This is a genomic window from Synechococcus sp. L2F, assembly GCF_024345695.1.
In the GTDB taxonomy this organism is placed as follows: Bacteria; Cyanobacteriota; Cyanobacteriia; order PCC-6307; family Cyanobiaceae; genus MW101C3.
The window spans coordinates 334389-358586 of the sequence record NZ_JAGQBP010000002.1 but is presented as its reverse complement, the minus strand read 5'-3'; the positions used below and the strand labels follow the sequence as shown (position 1 = coordinate 358586).

General features: G+C 68.5%; 24 protein-coding genes and 1 tRNA gene. 16 read left to right on the top strand and 9 right to left on the bottom strand.

What is annotated here, in order from left to right:
• The first annotated feature begins 13 nt into the window (after positions 1-13).
• Positions 14-1729: a VWA domain-containing protein gene (locus KBZ19_RS06690; RefSeq protein WP_255100331.1), complete on the top strand. Its 1716-nt coding sequence runs from the start codon at positions 14-16 to the stop codon at positions 1727-1729.
• Positions 1729-2493 carry a hypothetical protein gene (locus KBZ19_RS06685; RefSeq protein WP_255100330.1) on the top strand — a complete coding sequence of 255 codons (765 nt, stop codon included), beginning with the start codon at positions 1729-1731 and terminating at the stop codon, positions 2491-2493. The genes KBZ19_RS06690 and KBZ19_RS06685 overlap by 1 nt, the downstream gene beginning before the upstream one ends.
• 63 nt (positions 2494-2556) lie before the next feature.
• Here KBZ19_RS06685 and KBZ19_RS06680 read toward each other — a convergent pair whose 3' ends face one another.
• The 3 genes from KBZ19_RS06680 to KBZ19_RS06670 all read right to left on the bottom strand — a co-directional run bounded on the left by KBZ19_RS06680 (position 2557) and on the right by KBZ19_RS06670 (position 6622).
• Positions 2557-5139, bottom strand: a complete 2583-nt coding sequence (locus tag KBZ19_RS06680; RefSeq protein WP_255100329.1) for an EAL domain-containing protein — start codon at positions 5137-5139, stop codon at positions 2557-2559.
• An 857-nt stretch (positions 5140-5996) separates the two neighbouring features.
• The gene (locus tag KBZ19_RS06675; RefSeq protein WP_255100328.1) at positions 5997-6197 is read right to left on the bottom strand and encodes a hypothetical protein; all 201 of its coding nucleotides are present in this window, start codon (positions 6195-6197) and stop codon (positions 5997-5999) included.
• A gap of 353 nt (positions 6198-6550) precedes the next feature.
• Positions 6551-6622, bottom strand: a tRNA-Val gene (locus KBZ19_RS06670).
• A 61-nt stretch (positions 6623-6683) separates the two neighbouring features.
• Here KBZ19_RS06670 and KBZ19_RS06665 point away from each other — a divergent pair.
• Positions 6684-7217, top strand: a complete 534-nt coding sequence (locus KBZ19_RS06665) for a metal-binding protein (RefSeq protein WP_255100327.1) — start codon at positions 6684-6686, stop codon at positions 7215-7217.
• Positions 7218-7252: 35 nt separating this feature from the next.
• A complete protein-coding gene (mazG, locus tag KBZ19_RS06660; protein ID WP_255100326.1) occupies positions 7253-8167 on the top strand; it encodes a nucleoside triphosphate pyrophosphohydrolase in 915 nt (304 codons plus the stop codon).
• 13 nt (positions 8168-8180) lie between these two features.
• Here mazG and arfB read toward each other — a convergent pair whose 3' ends face one another.
• Positions 8181-8618: an alternative ribosome rescue aminoacyl-tRNA hydrolase ArfB gene (arfB, locus tag KBZ19_RS06655; protein ID WP_255100325.1), complete on the bottom strand. Its 438-nt coding sequence runs from the start codon at positions 8616-8618 to the stop codon at positions 8181-8183.
• Positions 8619-8718: 100 nt separating this feature from the next.
• Between arfB and speE the strand changes: the two genes are divergently transcribed.
• Together speE and speB are read left to right on the top strand one after the other, a co-directional pair.
• The gene (speE, locus tag KBZ19_RS06650; RefSeq protein WP_255100324.1) at positions 8719-9612 is read left to right on the top strand and encodes a polyamine aminopropyltransferase; all 894 of its coding nucleotides are present in this window, start codon (positions 8719-8721) and stop codon (positions 9610-9612) included.
• Positions 9613-9704: 92 nt separating this feature from the next.
• Positions 9705-10580 carry an agmatinase gene (speB, locus tag KBZ19_RS06645; RefSeq protein WP_233133127.1) on the top strand — a complete coding sequence of 292 codons (876 nt, stop codon included), beginning with the start codon at positions 9705-9707 and terminating at the stop codon, positions 10578-10580.
• Here speB and KBZ19_RS06640 read toward each other — a convergent pair.
• Together KBZ19_RS06640 and KBZ19_RS06635 are read right to left on the bottom strand one after the other, a co-directional pair.
• Positions 10574-10933, bottom strand: a complete 360-nt coding sequence (locus KBZ19_RS06640; RefSeq protein WP_094514594.1) for a Crp/Fnr family transcriptional regulator — start codon at positions 10931-10933, stop codon at positions 10574-10576. The two genes, speB and KBZ19_RS06640, sit on opposite strands and share 7 nt — an antisense overlap.
• Positions 10934-11105: 172 nt before the next feature.
• Positions 11106-11357, bottom strand: a complete 252-nt coding sequence (locus KBZ19_RS06635) for a hypothetical protein (RefSeq protein ID WP_094514442.1) — start codon at positions 11355-11357, stop codon at positions 11106-11108.
• A 143-nt stretch (positions 11358-11500) separates the two neighbouring features.
• Here KBZ19_RS06635 and gcvT point away from each other — a divergent pair, with 143 nt between their 5' ends.
• From gcvT to KBZ19_RS06585, 10 genes are all read left to right on the top strand, one after another.
• Positions 11501-12655, top strand: a complete 1155-nt coding sequence (gene gcvT, locus KBZ19_RS06630; RefSeq protein ID WP_255100323.1) for a glycine cleavage system aminomethyltransferase GcvT — start codon at positions 11501-11503, stop codon at positions 12653-12655.
• Between the two features lie 85 nt (positions 12656-12740).
• Entirely contained in the window at positions 12741-14564 is a 1824-nt protein-coding gene (gene aspS / locus KBZ19_RS06625; RefSeq protein ID WP_255100322.1) for an aspartate--tRNA ligase, read from the top strand.
• Positions 14565-14670: 106 nt separating this feature from the next.
• On the top strand, positions 14671-15156 hold the full coding sequence (locus KBZ19_RS06620; RefSeq protein WP_255100321.1) for a Dps family protein: 486 nt from the start codon (positions 14671-14673) through the stop codon (positions 15154-15156).
• A gap of 118 nt (positions 15157-15274) precedes the next feature.
• Entirely contained in the window at positions 15275-16972 is a 1698-nt protein-coding gene (locus KBZ19_RS06615) for a CTP synthase (protein ID WP_255100319.1), read from the top strand.
• Positions 16973-17020: 48 nt separating this feature from the next.
• On the top strand, positions 17021-17665 hold the full coding sequence (locus KBZ19_RS06610; protein ID WP_255100703.1) for a 7-carboxy-7-deazaguanine synthase QueE: 645 nt from the start codon (positions 17021-17023) through the stop codon (positions 17663-17665).
• Positions 17666-17705: 40 nt separating this feature from the next.
• On the top strand, positions 17706-18971 hold the full coding sequence (gene hisS, locus KBZ19_RS06605) for a histidine--tRNA ligase (protein ID WP_255100702.1): 1266 nt from the start codon (positions 17706-17708) through the stop codon (positions 18969-18971).
• 227 nt (positions 18972-19198) lie between these two features.
• Positions 19199-20575 (top strand): nucleotide sugar dehydrogenase, encoded by a 1377-nt coding sequence (locus KBZ19_RS06600; RefSeq protein WP_399220124.1) that lies wholly within the window; start codon positions 19199-19201, stop codon positions 20573-20575.
• A 3-nt stretch (positions 20576-20578) separates the two neighbouring features.
• The gene (locus KBZ19_RS06595; protein WP_255100317.1) at positions 20579-21535 is read left to right on the top strand and encodes a UDP-glucuronic acid decarboxylase family protein; all 957 of its coding nucleotides are present in this window, start codon (positions 20579-20581) and stop codon (positions 21533-21535) included.
• Entirely contained in the window at positions 21532-22575 is a 1044-nt protein-coding gene (galE, locus tag KBZ19_RS06590) for a UDP-glucose 4-epimerase GalE (protein ID WP_094514458.1), read from the top strand. The genes KBZ19_RS06595 and galE overlap by 4 nt, the downstream gene beginning before the upstream one ends.
• Positions 22576-22578: 3 nt before the next feature.
• Positions 22579-23613 (top strand): NAD-dependent epimerase, encoded by a 1035-nt coding sequence (locus KBZ19_RS06585; protein ID WP_255100315.1) that lies wholly within the window; start codon positions 22579-22581, stop codon positions 23611-23613.
• A gap of 101 nt (positions 23614-23714) precedes the next feature.
• On the opposite strand, the gene KBZ19_RS06580 is transcribed toward KBZ19_RS06585, so the two are convergent.
• Genes KBZ19_RS06580 through psbF form a run of 3 tightly spaced genes read right to left on the bottom strand, consistent with a single transcriptional unit; the run spans position 23715 to position 24196 of the window.
• Entirely contained in the window at positions 23715-23915 is a 201-nt protein-coding gene (locus KBZ19_RS06580) for a photosystem II reaction center protein J (protein ID WP_094514462.1), read from the bottom strand.
• A gap of 15 nt (positions 23916-23930) precedes the next feature.
• Positions 23931-24050, bottom strand: coding sequence for a photosystem II reaction center protein L (locus KBZ19_RS06575; protein ID WP_006173008.1), 120 nt, complete (start codon positions 24048-24050; stop codon positions 23931-23933).
• An 8-nt stretch (positions 24051-24058) separates the two neighbouring features.
• Positions 24059-24196 (bottom strand): cytochrome b559 subunit beta, encoded by a 138-nt coding sequence (gene psbF, locus KBZ19_RS06570; protein ID WP_094514464.1) that lies wholly within the window; start codon positions 24194-24196, stop codon positions 24059-24061.
• Positions 24197-24198 lie beyond the last annotated feature (2 nt).

Here is a 24198-nt window from a genome sequence, read left to right as displayed (position 1 = left end):
CCAGGGGCTCGTCATGGCGCCAGCGGAATCCCCACGGCTGCCCCTTCCCGGCGGACGCTCCGCCCTGCCGGGGCTGCTGGCGCTGTTCTCCCTGCTACCGGGCTGCGGGCTGTTGCCAGGGGGGCCAGGCCTGGAGATCACCATGCTGGTGGGCAGTGCGCTCGATGGCTTCTGCACTGCCGCCGCCCAGGCGATCGAGCATGATCCCCCGCGCCTGGCCGACGGCACTCGCGTGCTGCTGCGCTGCCGTTCCGCCGGCAGCGGCGATGTGGTGAGTGAGATGGAGGGCCACGCCCGTGCCGCACTCCAGGGCGGCACGGCCGCGGACGACCCCCGCATCCCCACCCTGGTGTCGGTGGATGGAGAGATCTATCTGGAGCTGCTGCGCCACCGGCTGCAGGCCCTGGCGCCCCAGCGGGAGCTGATTCCCCCCACCGCCGATGCCACGGCTCTGGCCACCAGCCCGATGGTGCTGATGACCACCCCCGCCCTGGCCCAGGGTCTGCGCCGCGCCGATCCCTTCCAATCCCTCGCCCGCTCCAGCGACCACCGACAGCTCGATCCGGCGGGTCCTCCCCAGCCGATTCGCTTCGTGCACACCGCCCCCACCCGCTCCAACTCCGGCCTGCAGACTCTGGTGGCGATGTTCGCCGAGGTGTCGGGCAAGCGGCCCGAGCAGCTGGGGCTCGACGACGTGCGTGCCGCCGCCCCGGCCGTGGCTGCGATTCAGAAGCACGTGACCCGCTACGGCAGCTCCACCGACGAGCTGGCCCGGGCGATGCAGCGCAACGGGCTGTTCTGGGCCTCGGTGGGCTCGGTGTACGAATCCTCGGTGGTGGCCGCCAACAGCCGCCGCGAACCCGGCCAGGACGGCCTGGTGGCGGTGTACCCCCAGGCCACCTACTCGAGCACCATGCGCGCCATCCTTCCCGCCGCTCCCTGGGTGTCGGCCCGGGAGCGGGAGGCGGCGCTGCTGCTGGTCGACCGCCTGCAACAGCCCGCCCTGCAGCAGCTCGCCGCCGAGCAGGGACTGCGGCCCGCCAGTCCTGCCGTGCCCGCCAGCCGCGTCACCGCCGCCAACGGCGCCGATCCCCGCGCCACCTACGACTCCCTGCGCGCCCCGCGGCCGGAGGTGGTGGAGGCAATGATCACCACCTGGCGGGATCTGGTGAAGAAGCCCTCGCGGGTGGCTCTGGTGGTGGACAGCTCCGGCTCGATGGAGGGCACCAAGCTGGCTTCTGCCCAGCGCAGCCTGCAGGCCTACCTCGCCCAGCTCGGCCCCCGCGACATGGTGGGCCTCATCGATTTCGACAGCGAGGTGCGGGACCCGGTAGTGCTGCGGGGCGGTACCCAGGACGCCGGCAAGGCAGCCGTGTTCGTGGGCTCCCTGCTGGCCGAGGGCGGCACCCGCCTGCACGACGCGGTGCTGGCGGGCCGCGACTGGCTGCGTCGCACCCGCCGCAGCGGCGAGATCCTCGCCGTGGTGGTGCTCACCGATGGCATCGACTCCGGTTCGCGCCTGCCGCTGCAGGATCTCCAGGAGCAACTGCGGCGCAGCGGCTTCGGCGGCGATGAACGCATCGGCGTGTTCACCATCGGCTACGGCCGCAGCGGCGAATACGACTCCACGGCATTGCGCCGGATCGCCGAGAGCAACGGCGGCGAGTTCGTGGAGGGCACGCCGGAGAGCATCCTGCGCCGGATGGAAGACCTGCAGCTGGCTTTCTGATGGCTCGCCGTTCCGCTGTTTGGGCCCATAGCTGGGTCAATCCGCTCGACGACCCGCTCGCCGTGGCCCTGGCCGGGGTGCTGCTGGTGGCCCTGGTGCGCCTCACGCCCCTGGGTCTGCCGCTCGTCCTGGTGGTGGCGCTGCCCTCTGGCTGGGTCCTGGCCCTGCTGCGGGATCGGCGCCGCCGCCGTGGCGCCCGCCTGAGCGATCGGCGGGTAAGCGCCGGCATTGAGGCCGCCGTGGCCCGGGCCGGGCAGCTCGCCAGCCAGGCCGATCTGGTGAGCCGCGAGGCCATGGCCCGCTTTCAGGATCTCGCCCACCTGGAGGCCCTCGGCCTGGTGCAGCTCTGCTGCGAGCGCCTGCGGGGGCTGCCCGAGCGCATCGATCAGCGTCGGCCCCTGCTGGAATCAGGCGCCGGCGTGCTGCTCTCGGTGGACGATCTCTCCGCCCGCCTGGCCCGGGAGGAGGAGGCCCTGCAGCGCGAGTGCTCGGCCACCCTGCGGCCGGAGCGGCAGCGGCTGGTGGACCAGCTCCGCCGCAACCTCGACGCCGCCCGGCTGGGGATGGACGAGCGGGAGGCGCGGCTGGTGGCGCTGTCCACCCGGTTGGAGCAGGTGGACGGCGGCCTGCGGCACCTGCAGCGGCTGGTGGACCAGCACTGGCCCAGCAGCGCGGCCACCGATGCCGCCATGGCGGAGGCCATCGCCCCCCTCGACGACGGCCTCGACCAGATCGACCGCCTGCTGGACGCTGGCCAGCGCTGATGCCTAGGGATGAAACGCGCCAAGGGTGATGGCCCTGCCCCTGGGGCTGGTGCGGCTGGGGCGTTACGCCGGCCCTGACGGCGGCCCGCCGGAGAGCGCCGCCTGTGAACCCGATCCGCTGCTGTAGCGGGCCAGGACGCCCTCGACCGAGAGGGGACTGCAGTAAAGGAAGCCTTGAAAGAAGCGCAGGCCGAGGTTCTGCAGCAACACCAGGGTGTCGGGGTTGTCGACCCCTTCCGCCACCAGATCAAGCTCCATGCGGCTGGCCAGGCCGGCGATCATGGTGACGATCTGATTGGCGAAGGGGTTGACGTGCATCGCCGTCACGAATGATTTGTCGATCTTGAGGCCGTTGGGCTTGAGGGTGATGAGCAGGTTGAGCGAGGAATACCCGGTGCCGAAGTCGTCGAGGGCCAGGCGCACCCCCTGGTCCTGGAGCAGGCGGATGTTGCCAGCCACGGTGTCGGTGGACTCCAGCGCCGAGCGTTCGGTGATCTCCAAAGTGAGGAGGTGGAAGGGGATCCCCTCCCAGGCGAGCAGGCCCAGCAGCCGATGCACAATGTTGGGGTGCGAGAGCTGCGACGGGGTGACGTTGACGGCGAGCTGGAGCTCCGGGCCGAGCTGCTGGCGCAGGCGCACGAAGCCCTCGATCGCAAGGCGCAGCAGTTCCTCGCCGAGGATGTCCATTTGGCGGTAGCGCTCCGCCAGGGCGATGAACACCTCCGGTGCAACATCGCCCTGCTGGGGGTGGTGCCAGCGGGCCAAGGCTTCCACGCCGTGGATGGTGTCGGAGCCATCGACGATCGGCTGGAACAGCATGCGCAGCTCACCCTGGCGCAGGGCCCGCATCAGGTCGGAATAGAGGCTGTAGTCGTCGAGCTCGGTGGTGGCGGCGTTGGCTTCGAAGATGGAGATGCGGCTGTGCTTGTGCTGCTTCGCCTGGTACATGGCGATGTCGGAGCGCTTGATGCACGCCTCGATGTCGCTTTCGTCGGGCTCCACCGTGGCGATGCCGATGCTGAGGCTGATCTCGATCGAGACCCCTGCCAGCTGAAAGCTGGCTTCGAAGGCCTTGGCCACCCGCTGGGCCAACAGGCGGGCCTGGCTGCGCAGGTCGCCGCCGGAGAGGTCGGGACCGGCGTACGGGGCCATGAGGATGGCGAACTCGTCACCGCCGTAGCGGGCGAGGAAATCACCGCCGCGGATCTGATCCCGGAGCCGCTGGGCGGTGATCACCAGGGCGGCATCGCCGGCATCGTGGCCGTAGGTGTCGTTGATGTTCTTGAACTTGTCGACATCCACGAACAGGATCGCGGAGGCCTGGCGGCTGCGGTGGGCCCGCTGCACTTCGATCTGAAGCTGCTCGATGAAGTAGCGACGATTGGGCAGCTGGGTGAGCGAATCGAACAGAGCGAGCGAGCGGGCCGACCGCAGAAAATGCTGAAAGCGGTCCGCCACCTCGGCGAGCCTCAACTCCATGGTCGCCGCATCGTGCTCGGGGAACAGGAGCGGATCGCTGTCTGGGGCGGTTTCTATTCCGCTGTGGATCAGCCGCGCCAGCACGTGCGTTTCGGAGGGCCCATCGGGGAGGCCCTCGGGCCCCTTCCCCACCCCCTCCAGCAGGGCGTCGAGGTCGCGGCAGGCCCGGCGGATGCGCTGGGCGGCGCGGCGCTCCACCTTGCACTGCTGCACCTTCTGCCGCCGCCGCTCCAGCACCAGGAGGATGCGGAAGGCGAGCAGCCCGGCGACGATGGCAAGGATTAGCAGAAGATCGTCGGCCAGTGAGCGGGCCACGATGGGCAGCACCGGTTGCCGGCGCAGGCCGAGCCGCTGGCGATCGTTGGAGTGGATTGGCGGATCCACCAGTTCGACACCGGCGCGGGCGGCCGCGGTGGCGTCGTCCTGAGCCATGAACTGCACGGCCTCCCCGAACTGGCTGAGGCTGCCGCTGAGGTTGGGGCCGTAGTCGGATTTGAGCAACGGTTCGAACAACACCAGGGCGCCGCGGGCGGGCCGCAGGCTGGCGTTATCGGTGAGAGGCGTGATCACACCCACGTAGAGCTGGCCGTCGTCGCTGGGGCAAGCGAGGCGGCGGAAGCTGTTCAGCGTGACCAGGGCGGGAAGCTGATCGCGGGCGCAGCGGATCAGCTCCTGCGGCACACCGCCACCGACTCCATGGCTGTTGGTGGTGGCCCCATGGCCGCGGCGGATGCCGCGGCTGTAGGCGAGCAGGGTCTTGCCGCCGGGGCCGAAGATCACCATGCGGGCCTCGCCATCGAACAGAGAGGTGTTGGCCACGTCGAGGCTGACGAAGCCGGGATTGCGGCCGGCGGCGAACTCGTAGGCGTCGTCCCAGTGGCCCCAGTCGAAGACGGTGCGCTTGACGCTCAGCAGCGCCGCCATCACCACCTCCAGCTGTTCGCGGCGCTGGGTGTCTTTTTCAATCCTGATGTTGTCACTGCGCCGGGCGATCTCGAGGCCGAGCAGCGGGGTGAGCAGCAGCAGGGCGGCCAGGCCGGGCAGGCGGGCTTTGTCCCGGGTGAGCGAGTGCCGCTCGTCTTTCCACCAGGAGTGCAGCAGAGACCACGGGCGTCGCCGCTGCCACCGAGAGGGAAGTCGCCGTTGCTTGAGAAGTGCCCTGAGCAAAGGATGCATCCATGCCTTACCCAGGACCCAAGCCTAAGGAGGCCGGGCGGTTCGGGCTCGGCCTCCTTAGGCTTGCGGGTGGAGCCCACCGGGGCGTGGGAACACTGACGGGCACACATCCGCGCAGGAGCCGGACGGGATGGCGGGTTAGAGGCGAGGGCAGTGGCCGGCGGGGTTCTGTAGGAACGGCTGTGATCTGGGCACTGCTACCTGCGATCGTGTTGGCCTGGGTGACAGGCACCAGAACACAGCACAGGTTGCTGTGGTGGACGTATTGCTGCCAACACGCTTCCAACGCTGATTTTCGGCAGGCAACGGTTCAGCTGTCGTGGCTTGGGAACGAGAGGCTGCGTTTCAAGCAGGACCTCGTTGGCGCGGAATTGATCGACTGGGACAGCCCAACCACCTAGTGGTAGAACCGAGAGAACCTGATGGGTCGGGCTGGCGGGATTCGTAGAGGCAAGTTGAGCATCAATGACGACGCGCCCCTTCGAAAGCGGCTACGTTCGCGAGGAGCCGAAGGTCGCTTCTGTAGAGCATGAGATGAGGGTGGTCGGTGGTGGCCACATGCCTTGAGTGCTGGCAGAAGCGTTCCGAAGCTTTTAGCGCTGGTCCCGGATTACGAATGCAGGTCCCATCGGGACCTGCACCAACGGGACCTGCCAGGCGTTAACGGAGGGGCATGAAGGTAAGGTTCAGGCGTGAGATGCTTCAGCCATGGATGGGACTGCTGGTTGCAACCATATTCAACTCGGGGCAAGCCGGATAAACGTAGGATTTGCAAAACTCCCCGTCGATAGAACTAGCAGCCCCTTTTCGGTCTGCATCTTGATCCCCGAGGCCTACCCTGAATTCTTCTAACTGAGCTTTGAGCTCAATGATTCCGTGCTGATAAGCCTTGTGGTCGGCTTTAGGTCGCCGGTGTCGATGGTCTTGTGCTTCTCAAAGGCCTGCACGAATTTCGGCCACACGATCGTTGCTGCGGCTTCTGTTGACGCGGTGGTTTCCGGGTGGACGGTTGATGCGGCTTCTGCTAGTCCGAGTCCGGCGTCGTCCATTCGATGCCGGATGCGCTGCAGCTGGGTGAGCACGGCTGTCGCACTGGTGTTGCGCTAGGGCAGATCCAGCTGAACGCTGCTTCTTGCTCCATCTGGAAAGCGGCGCGTCAGCTTCACGGAACCGCTCTGCTCGCTCAGGCTCCATCCTTGGCCGTGCTCCCTCTTGATCAGCGAGCGAAGGTCACGGACCCAAACGGGGATGGTCGATCGTGGAGCCAAAAATGCCGACCAGTCGTGGACTGGGTTCTGTTAGCACAGAACTTTGCGCATTTTTGCTCTAAAAGGCTCGACAACGCTAGGGCGGCCCTCCGGCTTCACGGTCAAAAAGCCTGTGCTGGACTGGGTCTTATGGATGGGCGATGCCGGTTTCGAACCAGCGACATCCTGCTTGTAAGGCAGGCGCTCTACCGCTGAGCTAATCGCCCCAGGTGCGCATTCTGGCCGTGTCACCCCCCATGCTGGCAACCATCCGGCGCCCGCACCTCGATGGCCAGTGGCCGCAGCCACGACCGCGCCATCTGCTGGCTATGCGTGCCCTTCGGGCTGCTGTGGTGGCCGTGGCTCGGTCTGGCCGGGGTGGTGAGCGGCTGCAGCGGTTTCCTGGTGGGGGGCTTGTGGCTGTCCCCCGACCTCGACACCGTCTCGCGGCCGCTGCGCCGCTGGGGGCCGCTGGCGGTGCTCTGGTATCCCTATCGCCGCTGCCTGCGGCACCGCTCGATCGCCTCCCACGGTCCGCTGCTGGGCACCGCCCTGCGCCTGGCCTACCTGGCGGTGTGGCTGCTGGTGCTCAGCCTGCTGCTGCAGCCCTTCGGCGCCCCCTCCCCGCGCACACTCGCCGCTGGACTGCAGACGTTGTGGAGCGTCCACGGCCCGCTGGTGCTGGTGGGCCTGGCCGGGCTGGAAGCCAGCAGCTGGCTGCATCTGCTCCAGGACGGCGACCCCGATGTGCGGCTGCCGCGCCGCTGGCGCCCCCGGCGCCGACGCCCGCGCGGCGTCAGCGCCCGGTCCGTGAGACGGTGAGGGGCAAGGGCGCTGCGCCCCCCTCATGCCTCGCCATGCCAGCTGAATCCGATCCCAGCGCATCGCGTGAAGTCGCGGCTCTGATCGCCGTGGTGGAGCGCCTGCGCGATCCCGTGCAGGGCTGCCCCTGGGACCTGGAGCAGACCCACAGCTCCTTGATCCCCTACGTGCTGGAGGAGGCCCACGAGGTGGCCGACGCCATCCGCCATGGCGACGACGCCCACCTGCAGGAGGAACTGGGCGACCTGCTGCTGCAGGTGCTGCTGCATGCGCAGATCGCCAGCGAGGCCGGGCGCTTCGATCTGGCCGCGATCGCTCGCGACCTGCGCCACAAGCTGGTGCGCCGCCATCCCCATGTGTTCGCCGCCGCGGCTGAGGCCAACCGGGGCCTGGCCGGCGACAGTGTCGCCGTGCGCCGCAGCTGGGAGGCGATCAAGGCCGAGGAGCAGGAACAGGAGCACCACCGGCAACAAGAGCAGGTCGCTGCCGCCAGCAGTGAGCCCAACACTGGTGAGCCGTTTACCGGCCAGCCCGGCTCGGCGCCGCTCAGTGCCCGCCTGGCCCGCAAGCTGCGTGGTCAGCCGGCGCTGGCCGGCGCCATGACCCTCTCGCGCAAGGCCGCCGCCGCCGGCTTCGAGTGGGAAAGCATGGCGGGCGTGTGGGCCAAGGTGGAAGAGGAACTGGCCGAGTTGCGCGAGGCGGTGGCCAGCGGCGATCGCGCCCATGCCGAATCGGAGCTGGGCGATGTGATCTTCACGCTGGTGAATGTGGCCCGCTGGTGCGGGCTCGATCCCGACGAGGGCCTGGCGGGCACCAACCGCCGCTTCCTCGACCGTTTCTCCCGCGTGGAAGCGGCCCTGGGCGGGGACCTCAGTGGCCAGAGCATCGAACGGCTGGAGGGGCTGTGGCAGCAGGCCAAGGCGCAGATCCGCGCCGCCCAGGACAGCTGAAGCCGCTGGCGTCTCAGTCGTCGCTGAGCCCCTGGCGGGAACGGCGCTGGCCCTTGATGGCGCTGCGCAGCCGCTTGGCCGTGAGCCGTCGCTCCACGGCCCCGCGGCCCGGCCGGGTGGGGCGACGGGGCGGCGGCGGTGGGGCGATCGCCTCCGCCAGCAGCCTCACCAGCCGGCGTTCGGCGGCCTGGCGGTTCAGCCATTGCGAGCGGTGTTCGGAGGCGGCAATCACCAGCACCCCATCCACCAGGCGCCCCTCCAGCCGGCGCAGGGCCCGCTGGCGCAGCACGGGCGTGAGCGCACTCGACGCGGCCAGGGCGAACACCAGCTCCACCCGCGAATCGGTGGTGTTCACGCTCTGCCCCCCCGGGCCGCCTGAGCGCGAGAAGCGCCAGCTCAGTTCGGCGGCCGGAATCCGCACCGACGCTGTCACGGTCAGATCAGAAGCCATGGCCCCAGGCTGCCAGAACCCGGCAGGGGGCGCCGGGCGGCCAGGTGCGCCGCGACACCGCCACGGAACGCTTAGCTGGGAAGCAATGCTCCGCTGTGCGATGCCCGATCCCGTCGTCTTCGATCCCACGCCCAGTTCCAGCGCGGCTGCCGGCCCCGGCTGGGTGGATGAGATCCACCAGGGCGTTCGCTACGGCCTGGAGGCCGAGGTGCTGGTGGAGCGCTCCAGTGCGTTTCAGCGCATCACCGTGATCGACAGCCGCACCTACGGCAAGGCCCTGCTGCTCGACGGCTGCTGGATGACGGCCGAGCGGCAGGAACGGCACTACCACGAACCGCTTGTGCACCCCGCCCTCTGCGCCGCTGAGCGGATCGAGCGGGTGCTGGTGATCGGTGGCGGCGATGGCGGCACGGCCCGCGAATGCCTGCGCCACCCGGGCGTGGTGCAGCTCGACATGGTCGAGATCGACGGGGAGGTGGTGGAGCTCTGCCGGCAGCATCTGCCTGGGTTGGGGGGCGGCGCCTGGAGCGACCCCCGCTTCCGGCTCACCATCGGCGACGGCATCGCCTGGGTGGCCGCCGCCGCCACTGCCAGCTACGACGTGGTGATCGTGGATGGCTCCGACCCGGCCGGCCCTGCCGAGGGTCTGTTCAACCGCGCCTTCTTCGAGCACTGCCGCCGCCTGCTGCGGCCCGGTGGCGTGTTCGCCACCCAGAGCGAATCGCCCGAGGCCTTCCGCGCCGTGCACGTGGCCACGGTGCGGCTGCTGCGGGAGGTGTTCGGCCATGCCGATCCTCTCTATGGCTGGGTGCCCATGTACCCCAGCGGCTGGTGGAGCTGGACCTTCGCTGCCAACGACGGGCCCCGCTACCGCCGGGCCCTGCCGGAGCGCGCCGCGTCCGTGGCCGAGGGCTGCTCGATCTGGAGCCCCCGCTGGCAGGCCGGTGCCTTCGAGGCGGTACCTGCCGCGATCGAACGGGAGCTGCAGGCATGAGCAACGCCTCTCCCATCGAGCTGTCCGCCGCCGACCCTTCCAGCGGCGAGCCTTCCGCTGCCGAGCTCTTCGCCACCGAGGGGGCGATCTTCATGGCGGCCCGGCGGGATCCGGCTGGCTGCCGCGTCGGCCTGTTCGGCGTGCCCTACGACGGCACCACCTCCTTCCGCCCCGGCACCCGCTTCGGGCCGGCGGCGATCCGGGAGGTGAGCAGCGGGCTGGAAACCTACGACCCGCAGCTGGACCTGGATCTGGAGGATCTGGCCTTCGCCGATCTCGGCGCCGTGGACATTCCCTTCGGAGCGCCCGAGCCGGTGGTGGCGGCCGTGCGCCAGGCTACCGAGGCGGTGCTGGCGCACGGACTGCGCCCGCTGATGCTGGGCGGCGAGCATTCGATCAGCAGCGGCGCGGTGGCGGCGGTGGCCAGCCGCCATCCGGATCTGGTGATGGTGCAGCTCGATGCCCACGCCGATCTGCGTGACAGCTGGCTGGGCACGCGCCACAGCCATGCCTGCGCCATGCGCCGCTGTCTGGAGGTGCTTCCCAGCGGCGTGCTGCGCCAGATCGCCATCCGCAGCGGCACACGCGAGGAGTTCAGCGAGCTGCGCCGCACCGGCCGCCTGGTGGGCCGCGCCGGCGGTTGCGGCCTGGCACCGGAGCTGTTGCAAGCGGATCTGGCCGCGGCGCTGCAGCCGCTGCGCGGCCGGCCGCTTTATCTCACCGTCGACCTTGACTGGTTCGATCCGGCCGTGATGGCGGGCACCGGCACACCGGAACCAGGCGGCTTCCTCTGGGGCCACTTCGCCGCCCTGCTGGAGGAGCTGCGCCACCACGATCTGGTGGCGGCCGATGTGGTGGAACTGGCGCCGATGCTTGACCCCAGCGGCTGCAGCGCCGTGCTGGCCGCCAAGGTGACCCGCAGCCTGCTGCTGCTGCTGGGGCGCGAACGCCCCAGTGCGGGTCAGTAGCAATAGGAGCCGCTGGTGCGTTGCTCGCGCAATCTCTCGTGCTGCTGACCGATCAACACCACCGCCAGGGTGGGGTGGTTGTGGAGCAGGTTGAGGAAGCGCAGGCGACCGAGTCGCACCAGCTCCACCGGGGTGCGTGCCAGGGCCTCGTTGCGGAAGAAGCCCCCCCGCCAGACGATGTCCTGGTAACTGAACAGTTCGCCGGGGCGGTAACAGAGCCGCTCGCCGCTGGGATCGATCAACTCAACGATCCCTTTGCGGACGGCGTAGATGGCACTGGCGGTGTCACCGCGTTTGAAAATCGAAGATCCGGTGGGGAGCGTGAGGATGTCTCCGTCCACCTGTCGGGCCATCAGGTCAACCGGGGTCGTGCTGGCAAGAGTGAGCAATCATCTACCTCCTGAAATCGGGGGAAAGAGCCACCCTTTCAGAAGCGGCGCAGGCCGTTGCTGGCAGCAGTGACAGCCCAAGATCGTAACGTCAACTCACACGCAATCAAGCGTGAAACCGCCGGAATGTGCTCGGCTACACCGAAGCGGGCAGCAGGTCGGTGAGGGCCAGTTGGCGGATGGTCGGTGCCGCCCCGGGGTGTGGATGGCTGTAGGGAAGAATTTCTGACACGGGCAGCCGCGGGCTGCGTGCCGTCCAGTGGTGGCACCAGAGATCAGAGGCCAGCTCCTGATGGATCTCCAGGCGGCGCAGATGGCACCAGCCCATGGCCTCAGCGCTGGGGGGGCTGCAGTGCCGACAGCTGCGGCAGGAGGAACGCTGGCCCATTGCTGGCCGATTTTTGGTTCCTCAAGGTAATGACTGCTGCAGCGCATTAACAGAGAAAGAACCGAACCAGCGGGAAGTCTTCGGATTTGCAGACGCGTCTCCATAGGATCGCGCCACTTCTTTCCCTGGCGAGGCGACAGCCCATGGCCGATCCCTCCGTGCCCGCCGCTCCCCTCAGGCACACGCCCCTGGCCGACGCCTGCCGCGGAGCCGGTGGGCGCATGGTGCCCTTCGCCGGCTGGGAGATGGCGGTGCAGTTTTCGGGGCTGGTGGCGGAGCACCAGGCCGTGCGCCAGCACTGTGGTGTCTTCGACATCTCCCACATGGGGGTGCTGACCCTGCGGGGGGACGGCGTCAAGGACGCCCTCCAGGCGCTGGTGCCCAGCGATCTGCACCGCATCGGCCCTGGCGAGGCCTGCTACACGGTGCTGCTCAATGCGGCCGGCGGCATCCGCGACGACCTGATCGTCTACGACTGCGGGCGCCAGCCCGGGCCGGAGGGCGACGCCGATGTGCTGGTGCTGGTGATCAACGCCGCCTGCGCCGAGGCAGACACTACCTGGCTGCGTTCCCAGCTGGAACCACACGGGATCGTCGTGGCCGACCGCAAGGGGGAGGGGGTGCTGCTGGCCCTGCAGGGCCCGGAGGCCGAAGCCCGGCTGGCCGCCCTCAGCGGCGCCGATCTGACCGGCCTGCCCCGTTTCGGCCACCGCACGTTGCCGTTGGCGGGCAGTGCGGCGGGGGCAGCACGTGGCGCCATGGCGTTCGTGGGCCGCACCGGCTACACCGGCGAAGACGGCTTCGAGCTGCTGCTGGCGGCCGGCCCCGGCCAGTCCCTGTGGCAGCAACTGCTGGCCGAAGGGGTGACCCCCTGCGGGCTCGGTGCTCGCGACACCCTGCGCCTGGAGGCGGCCATGCACCTCTACGGCAACGACATGGACGCCACCACCTCCCCCCTGGAGGCCTCGCTGGGCTGGCTGGTGCACCTGGAGATGCCGGCGGCGTTCATCGGCCGCGATGTGCTCGAACGCCAGACCGCCACAGGGGTGAGCCGCCGCTTGGTGGGCCTGAAGTTGCAGGGCCGGGCGATCGCCCGCCATGGCTACCCGGTGCTGCGCGACGGCCAGGTGGTGGGCGAGGTCACCAGCGGCACCTGGTCGCCCACGCTTGCCGAGGCGATCGCGCTTGCCTATGTACCCGCCGACGCGGCCCGGCCCGGCACGGCGCTGACGGTGGAGATCCGCGGCCGCCAGGAGCCGGCGGTGGTGGTGCGACGTCCGTTCTACCGGCGTCCCTGAGCCGCCCGGGCCCTGGCGCGCGAGCCGCTGGGGGCCTGGCGCCTGAGGCCCTGTGGGAAACTCGCCCTTCCCCTCGATTTCCCCCATGCGCAGCCACGGATGCGGCGACCTGCGCAGCGATGCCACGGGCCAGGCCGTGTCGCTGTGCGGCTGGGTGGACCGGCGGCGTGATCACGGCGGTGTGATCTTCATCGATCTGCGCGACCGCAGCGGCACCGTGCAGATCACGGTGGATCCCGATCTTTCCCCCGCCGCGTTCGCCGTGGCCGAGCGGCTGCGCAACGAAACCGTGCTGAAGGTGTCGGGCACAGTGCGCGATCGTCCCGCCGACTCCCGCAACGAGCGGCTCGCCACCGGCGCCGTCGAGGTGCTGGCCAGCGCGATCGAGGTGCTCAACGAGGTGCGGGGCAATCTGCCCTTCCCGGTGTCGGTGCACGACGACACGCCGGTGCGGGAGGAACTGCGCCTGCGCCACCGCTATCTGGATCTGCGCCGCGAGCGCATGAACGGCAACCTGCGCCTGCGCGCCCAGACCATCCAGGCGGCCCGCCGCTTCCTCGAGGCCGAGGGCTTCATCGAGGTGGAAACGCCCGTGCTCACCCGCTCCACCCCTGAGGGTGCCCGTGACTACCTGGTGCCGAGCCGGGTGTGCGGCGGGGAGTGGTTCGCCCTGCCCCAGTCGCCCCAACTGTTCAAGCAGCTGCTGATGGTGGGTGGCATCGAGCGCTACTACCAGGTGGCCCGCTGCTTCCGCGACGAAGACCTGCGCGCCGACCGCCAGCCGGAGTTCACCCAGCTCGACATCGAGGTGAGCTTCATGGAGCAGGAGCAGATCCTGCAGCTCAACGAACGGTTGATCGCCACGATCTGGCGCGCCGTCAAGGGCATCGAGCTGCCCAGCCCCTTCCCCCGGCTCACCTGGCAGGAGGCGATGGACCGCTACGGCACCGACCGGCCCGACACCCGCTATGGCCTGGAGCTCACCAACGTGAGCGACATCGTGGCCACCAGCGGCTTCAAGGTGTTCTCCGGCGCCGTGGCCGCCGGTGGAGCGGTGAAATGCATCGCGATCCCCGGCGGCAACGACGCGATCAGCAACGTGCGCATCAAGCCCGGCGGCGACGTGTTCTCTGAAGCCACCACCGCCGGCGCCGGGGGCCTGGCCTTCATCCGCGTGCGGGAGGGGGGCGAGATCGACAGCATCGGCGCCATCAAGGACAACCTGAGCGCCGAGGGCAAGGCCGAGCTGCTGCGCCGCACCGGCGCGGAGCCCGGCACCCTGCTGCTGTTCGGTGCCGGCGACACCGCCACAGTGAACAAGGCGCTCGACCGGGTGCGCCAGTTCCTGGCCCGTGAGCTGGGTCTGGTGCCCGCCAGCGGCGCCGGCGGCGCCTGGAACTTCCTCTGGGTGGTGGATTTCCCGATGTTCGAGTTCAACGCCGAGGAGAACCGGCTTGAGGCTCTGCACCATCCCTTCTGCGCGCCCAATGCCACCGATCTCGGCGCCGATCCGGCCGCCTGGCCCACGGCCCTGCCCACCGCCCGCGCCCAGGCCTACGACCTGGTGCTCAACGGCCTGGAACTGGGGGGTGGTTCGTTGCGCATCCACGACGCCGCCCTGCAGAAACAGGTGCTGCAGACGATCGGCCTGCCGCTGGAAGAGGCCGAGCGGCAGTTCGGCTTCCTGATCGAAGCGCTCGACATGGGCGCCCCGCCCCACGGCGGCATCGCCTTCGGTCTCGATCGCATGGTGATGCTGCTGGCGGGTGAGGAGTCGATCCGCGACACGATCGCCTTCCCCAAGACGCAGCAGGCCCGTTGCCTGCTCACCCAGGCCCCGGCCGATGTGTCCATGAAGCAGCTGGACGAGCTGCATGTGGCCAGCACCTGGGTGGCGGAGGAGGGCTGAGCCCGCAGCAGCGGCCGCCAATGTTTCCCACGGGCTGTGGCGTTGTTGCCGCAGGCCGTATCCCCACGGCTAGAACGAGGTTCCCACCTCTCCCCCGAACGCCCCCATGGCCGTCACCGCTCCTCCGATCGACATCGGCATTCCTGAGAGCCAGCGGCTGCAGATCGCCGCTGGCCTCGGCAACGTGCTGGCCGATTCCTACGTGCTCTACGCCAAGACCCACGGCTTCCACTGGAACGTCACCGGGCCGATGTTCAACACGCTCCATCTGATGTTCATGGACCAGTACACGGAGTTGTGGACGGCCCTCGACCTGATCGCCGAGCGGATCCGTGCCCTCGGTTGCCCGGCCCCCTACGGCGGCACTACCTATGCGGGCCTCTCCTCGATCCCCGAAACCGAAGGTGTGCCCGCCGCCCTCGCCATGGTGCGCGAGCTGGTGGAGGGCCACGAAGCGGTGGCTCGCACGATCCGCTCGGTGTTCACCGTGGCTGATGAGGCCAACGACCAACCCACCGCCGACCTGCTGACCCAGCGCCTGCAGATCCACGAGAAAACCGCGTGGATGCTGCGCAGCCTGCTGGAGGGCTGAGTCTCGCGGTGGTGGCGCAGGCCGTGTTGCCCGCGCAGCGGGCCTGGTGGCGGCGGCTTCAGTGCGGGCGGAGGACGCTCGATAGATTGATGTGTCCGCCAGTGCCTGCTCCACCCCCATGGCGAAGTTCGTGTTCGTGACCGGCGGGGTGGTGTCGAGCATCGGCAAGGGCATCGTGGCGGCCAGCCTCGGGCGACTGCTCAAATCCCGTGGCTACAGCGTTTCGATCCTCAAGCTCGACCCCTACCTGAACGTGGATCCGGGCACGATGAGCCCGTACCAGCACGGCGAAGTGTTCGTCACCCAGGACGGCGCTGAGACCGACCTTGACCTGGGCCACTACGAGCGCTTCACCGACACCGCCATGTCACGCCTCAACAGCGTGACCACCGGCTCCATCTACCAGGCGGTGATCAACAAGGAGCGCCGCGGCGACTACGAAGGCGGCACCGTCCAGGTGATTCCGCACATCACCCGGGAGATCCGCGAACGCATCCACCGGCTGGCCGCCGACAGCGGCGTGGATGTGGTGATCACAGAGATCGGCGGCACCGTGGGCGACATCGAATCGCTGCCCTTTCTGGAGGCCATCCGCGAGTTCCGTGGCGATGTGGGCCGCCACGACCTGGCCTACGTGCACGTCACCCTGCTGCCCTACATCGGCACCTCCGGCGAACTCAAGACCAAGCCCACCCAGCACTCGGTGAAGGAGCTGCGCTCGATCGGCATCCAGCCCGATCTGCTGGTGTGCCGCAGCGACCGGCCGATCACCGAGGAGCTCAAGGCCAAGATCGGCGGCTTCTGCGGTGTGTCCACCCACGCGGTGATCGAAGCCCTGGATGCCGACAGCATCTACGCGGTGCCGCTGGCGATGGAGCGCGAGGGGCTCTGCCGCGAAGTGCTCGATGTGCTCGGCCTCGACGACCACAGCAGCGACATGGCCCGCTGGGAGGAACTGGTGCGCAAGCTGCGCAACCCCGGCCCACCGGTGAAGGTGGCCCTGGTGGGCAAGTACGTGCAGCTCAACGATGCCTATCTCTCGGTGGTGGAGGCGCTGCGTCACGCCTGCCTGGAGCAGGACGCCTCCCTCGATCTGCACTGGGTGAGCGCCGAGCAGATCGAAACCGAAGGGGCCGATGCGCTGCTGCAGGGAATGGATGCGGTGGTGGTGCCCGGCGGCTTCGGTAACCGCGGCGTCGATGGCAAGGTGGCGGCGATCCGCTGGGCGCGAGAGCAGCGCGTGCCGTTCCTCGGGCTGTGCCTGGGCATGCAGTGCGCCGTGATCGAGTGGGCGCGCCACCTGGCGGGCCTGGAAGGGGCTACCAGCGCCGAGATCGATGCCGATGCAGCCCATCCCGTCATCCACCTGCTGCCCGAACAGCAGGACGTGGTCGACCTGGGCGGCACCATGCGCCTCGGCGTCTATCCCTGCCGCCTGCAGCCCGGCACCATGGCCGAACGGCTCTATGGCGAAGCGGTGGTGTACGAGCGGCACCGCCACCGCTACGAGTTCAACAACGCCTACCGCAATCTGTTCCTCGACTCCAACTTCCGCATCAGCGGCACCTCGCCTGATGGCCGCCTCGTGGAGCTGATCGAGCTGGAAGGCCACCCGTTCTTCACCGCCTGCCAGTTCCACCCCGAGTTCCTCTCCCGGCCCGGCCGCCCCCATCCGCTCTTCCGTGGCCTCGTGGAAGCGGCCCAGTTGCGCCATGCCGCCGGCAGCGCCAGTGAGGCCGCGGCCAGCGAGGCGGCTCTTGCCGCCCTGGAGCGTTCCCAGCCCGACCCAGTTGCCGGTCTGCCCGTTTCCCCTTGAGTCTGTTCTCCTGAGCCTTTCCCGTTGAGCCTTGCCCTGCCCGTGGCCATGACTCCGCCGGCGTCCGCTGCCCTGCCGGTGGTGGAAACCTTCCACTCGATCCAGGGGGAAGGAAGCCACGCTGGTCGCAGTGCGTTCTTCCTGCGGCTGGCGGGCTGCACGGTGGGTTGTCACTGGTGTGACACCAAGGGCTCCTGGCCGCAGCAGGCCCATCCGCTGCGGCCCCTGGCGGCGCTGGCGGCGGAGCTGACGGCGGCGGCGGCAGCCGGGGCGGCCTTCGTGGTGATCACCGGCGGAGAACCGCTGCACCACGACCTCACGGCCCTGTGCGCCCAGCTGCGCGGCGCCGTGGATCCGCCGCTGCCCCTGCACCTGGAAACCAGCGGTGTCGATCACCTCAGCGGCCATTTCGACTGGATCACCCTCTCGCCCAAACGCCACCGGCCGCCGCTGCAGGAGCTGCTCAGCTGCTGCGACGAGCTCAAGGTGGTGGTGCACGAGCCCGACGACCTCGCCTTCGCCACCGCCATGGCCGCGGCGGCCCGGCAGGAGCGGCACACGGCTCCGCCCCAGCTGCTGCTGCAACCCGGTTGGCAGAGCAGCCAGGGGCGGGCGCTGGCCTTGGAGTTCGTGCGCGCCAGTCCCGACTGGCGGCTCAGCCTGCAGAGCCACAAGTGGCTGGGGGTGCGCTGAGCGGCGATCCCGCAAACTGTCCCCAGACCTGGACATGGGCGTGGAGAAACTGCAGAGCCTGCGCGGCATGGTGGATCTGCTGCCGGCGCAGCTGCCGGTCTGGCAGCACGTGGAGGCGGTGGCCCGCGATCACTTCCGCCGTGCCGGGCTGAGTGAGATCCGCACGCCGCTGCTGGAGGTCACCGAGCTGTTCGCCCGGGGCATCGGCGAGGCCACCGATGTGGTGGGCAAGGAGATGTACAGCTTCGAAGACCGGGGTCAGCGCCGCTGCACGCTGCGGCCGGAAGGCACCGCCTCGGTGGTGCGGGCGGTGCTGGAGCACGGCCTGCTCAGCCAGGGCCCGCAGCGGCTCTGGTACGGCGGCCCGATGTTCCGCTACGAACGGCCCCAGGCCGGGCGTCAGCGCCAGTTCCACCAGATCGGCCTGGAGTTTCTCGGTGCCGCCGATCCCCGTAGCGATGCCGAAGCGATCGCGATCGCCTGGGATCTGCTCACCGCCCTGGGCGTCAGCGGCCTGGCGCTGGAGCTCAACTCCCTGGGCGATGCCAGCGACCGGGCGGCGTACCGGCAGGCGCTGGTGGGCTGGCTGGAGCAGCGGCGCGAGCAGCTCGACCCGGAGGCGTGCGAGCGCATCGCCACCAACCCACTGCGCATCCTCGACAGCAAGAACCCGGCCACCCAGGCCGTCCTGGCGGACGCGCCGCTGCTGATCGACCACCTCAGCGCGGCGAGCCGCCAGCGCTTCGAGCAGGTGCGCGAGCTGCTCGATCGCCTCGCGATTCCTTACCAGCTCAACCCCCGCCTGGTGCGCGGGCTCGACTACTACGCCCACACGGCGTTCGAGATCACCAGCGATCAGCTGGGTGCCCAGGCCACCGTCTGTGGCGGCGGCCGCTACGACGGGCTGGTGGAGCAGCTGGGCGGGCCGGCCACAGCGGCGATCGGCTGGGCGATCGGCATGGAGCGGCTGGTCGTGCTGCTGGAGCGTGCCGGTGCGACCGGCGCCGCGGCGCCGGTGCCGGCGGTGTACGTGGTGAGCCGCGGGCCCCTGGCGGAAGCGATGGCGCTCGATCTCGCCACGCAGCTGCGGCGCCGGGGCCAGGCAGCGGAGCTGGATCTCTCCGGTGCCGCCTTCGCGCGCCAGCTCAAGCGCGCCGACCGCTCCGGCGCCCCCTGGGCGGTGGTGATCGGCGAAAGCGAAGCGGAACAGGGCCTGGTGCTGCTCAAGAATCTGCTGGGCGGCGGCGCCGAGCAGCGGCTCAGCCCGTCGGCCGTTCTTGCCCAGCTCGCCGGATCCGCCGGCTGACTGGATCAGCTGGTTCACCAGTGCCCGCCGGCCCGGATCACCCCGTCGACCTGAACACCAGAGCGACCGGATCAGCAAGTTGACTCCGCAACGGCAAGAGGCCCGGCCAGCGGGGATAATTTCCGGAACAGGATGAATGGATTCAGGGTGAGCCGTTGGACGTAGTGCATCCGCCCGAGGTTCGCTCCATCTGCTGCATCGGTGCCGGCTATGTCGGCGGGCCGACGATGGCGGTGATTGCCGATCGCTGCCCGCACCTCCAGGTCACCCTGGTGGACCTCAACGCCGCCAGGATCGCCGCCTGGAACGACCCGGATCTCGCCAACCTGCCGGTCTATGAGCCGGGACTGGCGGAGGTGGTGGGCCGCTGCCGCGGTCGCAATCTGCACTTCACCACCGAGGTGGATGACGCCATCGCCAGCGCCGACATGGTGTTCCTCTCGGTGAACACCCCCACCAAGACCCGCGGTCTGGGAGCGGGGCAGGCCTCCGACCTGCGCTGGATCGAAGCTTCGGCCCGCCAGGTGGCGGCGCAGGCCACGGGCCACACGATCGTGGTGGAGAAAAGCACCCTGCCGGTGCGCACGGCCGAAACGATCAAGCAGATCCTGATGGGATCCCAGAGCCTGGCCGGCGGTGCCAGTCCGGGCGGCGAGTCCGGCGTGGAGGCGAAAACCTTCTCGGTGCTCTCCAATCCGGAATTCCTGGCAGAGGGCACCGCCATTCGCGATCTTGAGCATCCCGACCGGGTGCTGATCGGTGGCGAAGACCCTGCGGCGATCGCCGCGCTGTCGGCCATCTATGGCCATTGGGTGGACCCGGAGCGCATCCTGCACACCAACCTGTGGAGCAGCGAGCTCTCCAAGCTCACCGCCAACGCCTTCCTGGCCCAGCGCATCTCTTCGATCAACGCCGTGGGTGCGCTGTGCGAGGCCACTGGCGCTGACATCACCGAAGTGGCGCGGGCAATCGGCAGCGACTCGCGCATCGGCATGAAGTTTCTCGCCGCGGGCCCCGGCTTCGGCGGCAGTTGCTTCCAGAAGGACATTCTCAACCTCGTCTACCTCTGCCGCCATTACGGCCTCGACGACGCTGCCAGCTACTGGGAGCAGGTGGTGGTTTTCAACAGCTGGCAGCAGCAGCGCATTGCCCGACTTGTGGTGAGCCGGCTGTTCGGCACCGTGAGCGGCAAGCGCCTGGCGGTGCTGGGTTTCGCCTTCAAGGCCGACACCAACGACACCCGCGAGTCACCGGCCATTGCGATCTGCCGTGGTCTGCTTGAGGAAGGGGCTCACCTGGTGATTCACGACCCCAAGGTGGCCACCACCCAGATCAGCGCCGATCTGGGCCGCCCACCCGATACCTGTGAGCGTGACTTTGTCGATGACGGCAAGTGGCAGCGGGCGGAAACCCCGCTGGAGGCCGTGACGGGCGCCGATGCGGTGATCGTGCTCACCGAATGGGGCGCTTACCGCACGCTTGACTGGCAGGCGATCGCCGCCGCAATGCGACGGCCGGCCTGGCTGTTCGACGTGCGTGACATCACCGACACCGCAGCGGCACGTCAGGCTGGTCTGCAAGTGTGGTCCGTGGGCAAGGGCTGAGTAGTGACGGCACCTGTGGCTTCAAGGCGCAACCTGGTGACCGGTGGCGCCGGCTTTCTCGGTTCCACCCTGGTGGACCGGTTGATGGAGGCTGGCGAGGAGGTGATCTGCCTCGACAACTACTTCACTGGCACCAAGGTCAACGTCGCCCGCTGGATCGGGCATCCCAGCTTCGAGCTGATTCGCCATGACGTGACCGAGCCGATCCTGCTGGAGGTTGACCGGATCTGGCACCTGGCTTGCCCCGCTTCGCCGCGGTACTACCAGGCCAACCCGATCAAGACCGCCAAGACGAGTTTTCTCGGCACCTACAACATGCTGGGTCTGGCCCGCCGGGTCGGAGCCCGCTTGCTGATGGCCAGCACCAGCGAGGTGTATGGCGATCCGGAAGTGCATCCACAGCCCGAGAGTTATCGCGGTTGCGTGAACACCACCGGCATCCGTTCCTGTTACGACGAAGGCAAGCGCATTGCCGAGGCGCTCTGCTTCGATTACCACCGAATGCATGGCACGGAGATTCGCGTGGCGCGCATCTTCAACACCTACGGACCGCGCATGTTTTCTGATGATGGCCGTGTGGTGAGTAACTTCGTGGTCCAGGCCTTGCGCGGTCAACCCCTTACCCTGTACGGCGACGGAAGCCAGACCCGCAGCTTCTGCTATGTCGATGATCTTGTGGAAGGATTGATTCGCTTAATGAACGCGAACCATAATGGACCGATCAACATCGGCAATCCAGGTGAATTCACCATCCGCCAGCTGGCTGATCTGGTGCGCGCTCGCATCAACCCATCGCTGCCCTTTGTCTATCTGCCGCTGCCGCAGGATGACCCGCTCCAACGCCAGCCGGTGATCGACCTGGCCCGTCGCGAACTGGGCTGGGAACCCAAGGTGTCCTTGGAAGAGGGGTTGGACCCCACGATCGCCTACTTTCGCCGCAGCCTGGGGCTCGATTCATGACCCTGCTTGTGACTGGAGGGGCTGGCTACATCGGCAGCCATACGGTGCGTGCCCTGCAGCAGGCGGGCCACCGGCCTGTGGTGCTCGACAACCTCGTGTATGGGCACCGTTCCATCGTGGAAGAGGTGCTGCGAGTGCCGCTGGTGCAGGGCCAGGTGGGCGATCGTGCCTTGATTGAGGCCTTGCTCAGCGGCCGCCATCCCGCCTGCGGCGGTGTGCCAGTGCGTGCTGTGCTGCATTTCGCCGCCTATGCCTATGTGGGCGAATCGGTTCTGGATCCTGCCAAGTATTACCGCAACAATCTCGGCGACACCCTCACCTTGCTCGAAGCGCTCGTGGAGCCGGTGCGCACCGGCCAAGGGCCCGCCATTCCGATCGTGTTCTCCTCCACCTGCGCAACGTATGGCAGCCCGGAGACGGTGCCGATCACAGAGGACACCCCCCAGCGGCCGATCAATTCCTATGGACGCAGCAAGTGGATGGTGGAGCAGATGCTGGCAGATTTCGCGGCCGCCTATGGGCTGCCCAGCGTGATCTTCCGCTATTTCAATGCGGCCGGCGCTGATCCGCACGGTGACCTCGGCGAAGACCACGACCCCGAAACCCACCTGATCCCGCTGGTGCTCGATGCGATTTCCGGCCGGCGCGAGAGCATCAAGATCTTCGGCACCGATTACCCCACCCCCGATGGCACCTGCCTGCGGGATTACATCCACGTCAGTGATCTGGCCGACGCCCATGTGCTGGGCCTTGAGCATCTTCTGGCCGGCGGGGCGCACCAGCCGGTTGAGCCGTTGATCTTCAACCTCGGCACGGGCACGGCCTTTTCGGTCCAGGAGGTGCTCACCGCGGCCCAGGAGGTCACGCAACGCCCGCTCACCGCCGTGGTGGCGCCGCGCCGGCCTGGCGATCCGCCGACCCTGGTGGCCAGCGCGCAGAAGGCCCGGCAGGTGCTGGGCTGGGAGCCCCGTTACCCGGATCTGCGCGAGATCATCGCCCACGCCTGGGCGTGGCACCAGCGCACCGGACCCACCCCCTGAACCATGGCGTCACCCGTGTTGCCTCCAGCTGGACCCATCCTCGTGACTGGCGCTGCCGGGTTCATCGGCGCGGCGCTCTGCGAGCGCCTGCTGGCCCGTGGCGAACGGGTGATCGGCCTCGACAACCTCAACAGCTACTACGACCCGGCCCTCAAGCAGGCACGGCTGGCCCGGCTTGAGCGCAGCGATGGCTTCCGTTTTCACCGCCTGGATCTGGAGAATGGGGAGGCCATGGCGGCGCTGTTCGCGGCCGAGCGCCCCGCACGGGTGGTGCATCTGGCCGCCCAGGCGGGGGTGCGCTACTCGCTGGAGAACCCCGCCGCCTACATCCAGAGCAACCTGGTGGGGTTCGGCCACATCCTGGAGGGGTGCCGCCATCACGGCGCCGGCCACCTTGTGTATGCCTCCAGCAGCTCCGTGTATGGCGGCAACCGCCGCATGCCCTTCGGCGAGCAGGACGCGGTCAACCATCCGGTGAGCCTGTACGCGGCCACCAAGAAGGCCAACGAGCTCATGGCGCACACCTACAGCCACCTCTATGGGCTGCCCGCCACCGGTCTGCGCTTTTTCACCGTCTATGGCCCCTGGGGCCGGCCGGACATGGCCCCGATGCTGTTCGCCCGCGCCATCCTGGCCGGCGAGCCGATCCGGGTGTTCAACCACGGCCGCATGCAGCGGGATTTCACCTACATCGACGACATCGTTGAGGGGGTGGTGCGCTGCCTCGATAAACCGGCCACCGCCGATCCGCTCTTCGACCCACTGGCCCCCAATCCCGCCACCGCGGCGGTGCCCCACCGGGTGTTCAACATCGGCAACAGCCAGCCCACGCCTCTGCTCGAGTTCATCGGGGTGATGGAGGCGGCACTCGGCACCCCGGCGATCCAGAGCCTGGAGCCGATGCAGCCTGGAGACGTGGAGGCCACCGCTGCCGACACCGCCGCCCTCGAGGCTTGGGTGGGCTTTGCGCCCCACACCCCGATCACAGAGGGTGTGGCCCGCTTCGCCCACTGGTACCGCAGCTACTACCAGGCCTGAGCGGTTCCGCTGGAGCCGCCCAAAGAAAGGCGCAGGAAGGAAAAGCAGAACAAAAAAAGCGGGCCCTCGGGCCCGCGAAGCTTGAAGCCGAGCAGGGGGAATCAGGCCGAACCCACACCCACATAGGAGCCGTAGAAGAACAGGCCGACCACGAAGATCACGGCGATACCGCCGGCGGTGGCCACCAACCAGAGGGGAAGAACCCCTTCGGTCCAGCGGCTCTTCCAGGCCACGGCCGGTCGGCCGTCAGGCAGGCGATCGGGAATGCGACCGTCAGGTAGTGCGGATTTCTTGCCGCTCATGGCTGAATCTCCCGATCAGTTGAAGAAGTAGCTGGTGAACAGAACGCCGATGACGAACACAAACAGCAGGCCCAGATAAAGGCTGGTGCGGTTGAGTTCGACCGGCAGATTGTTCGGGTTGGGATTGCGCTGCATGGCGGAAATCAGCGGCGGACGAATTGCATGGCCGCCAGGGCTCCCAGGAAGAAAACCGTGGGGATGCCCAGCGCATGAACCGACAACCACCGCACCGTGAAGATGGGGTAGTTGCGTGGCGTGGTGGAGACAGAAGACTGGGTCATGG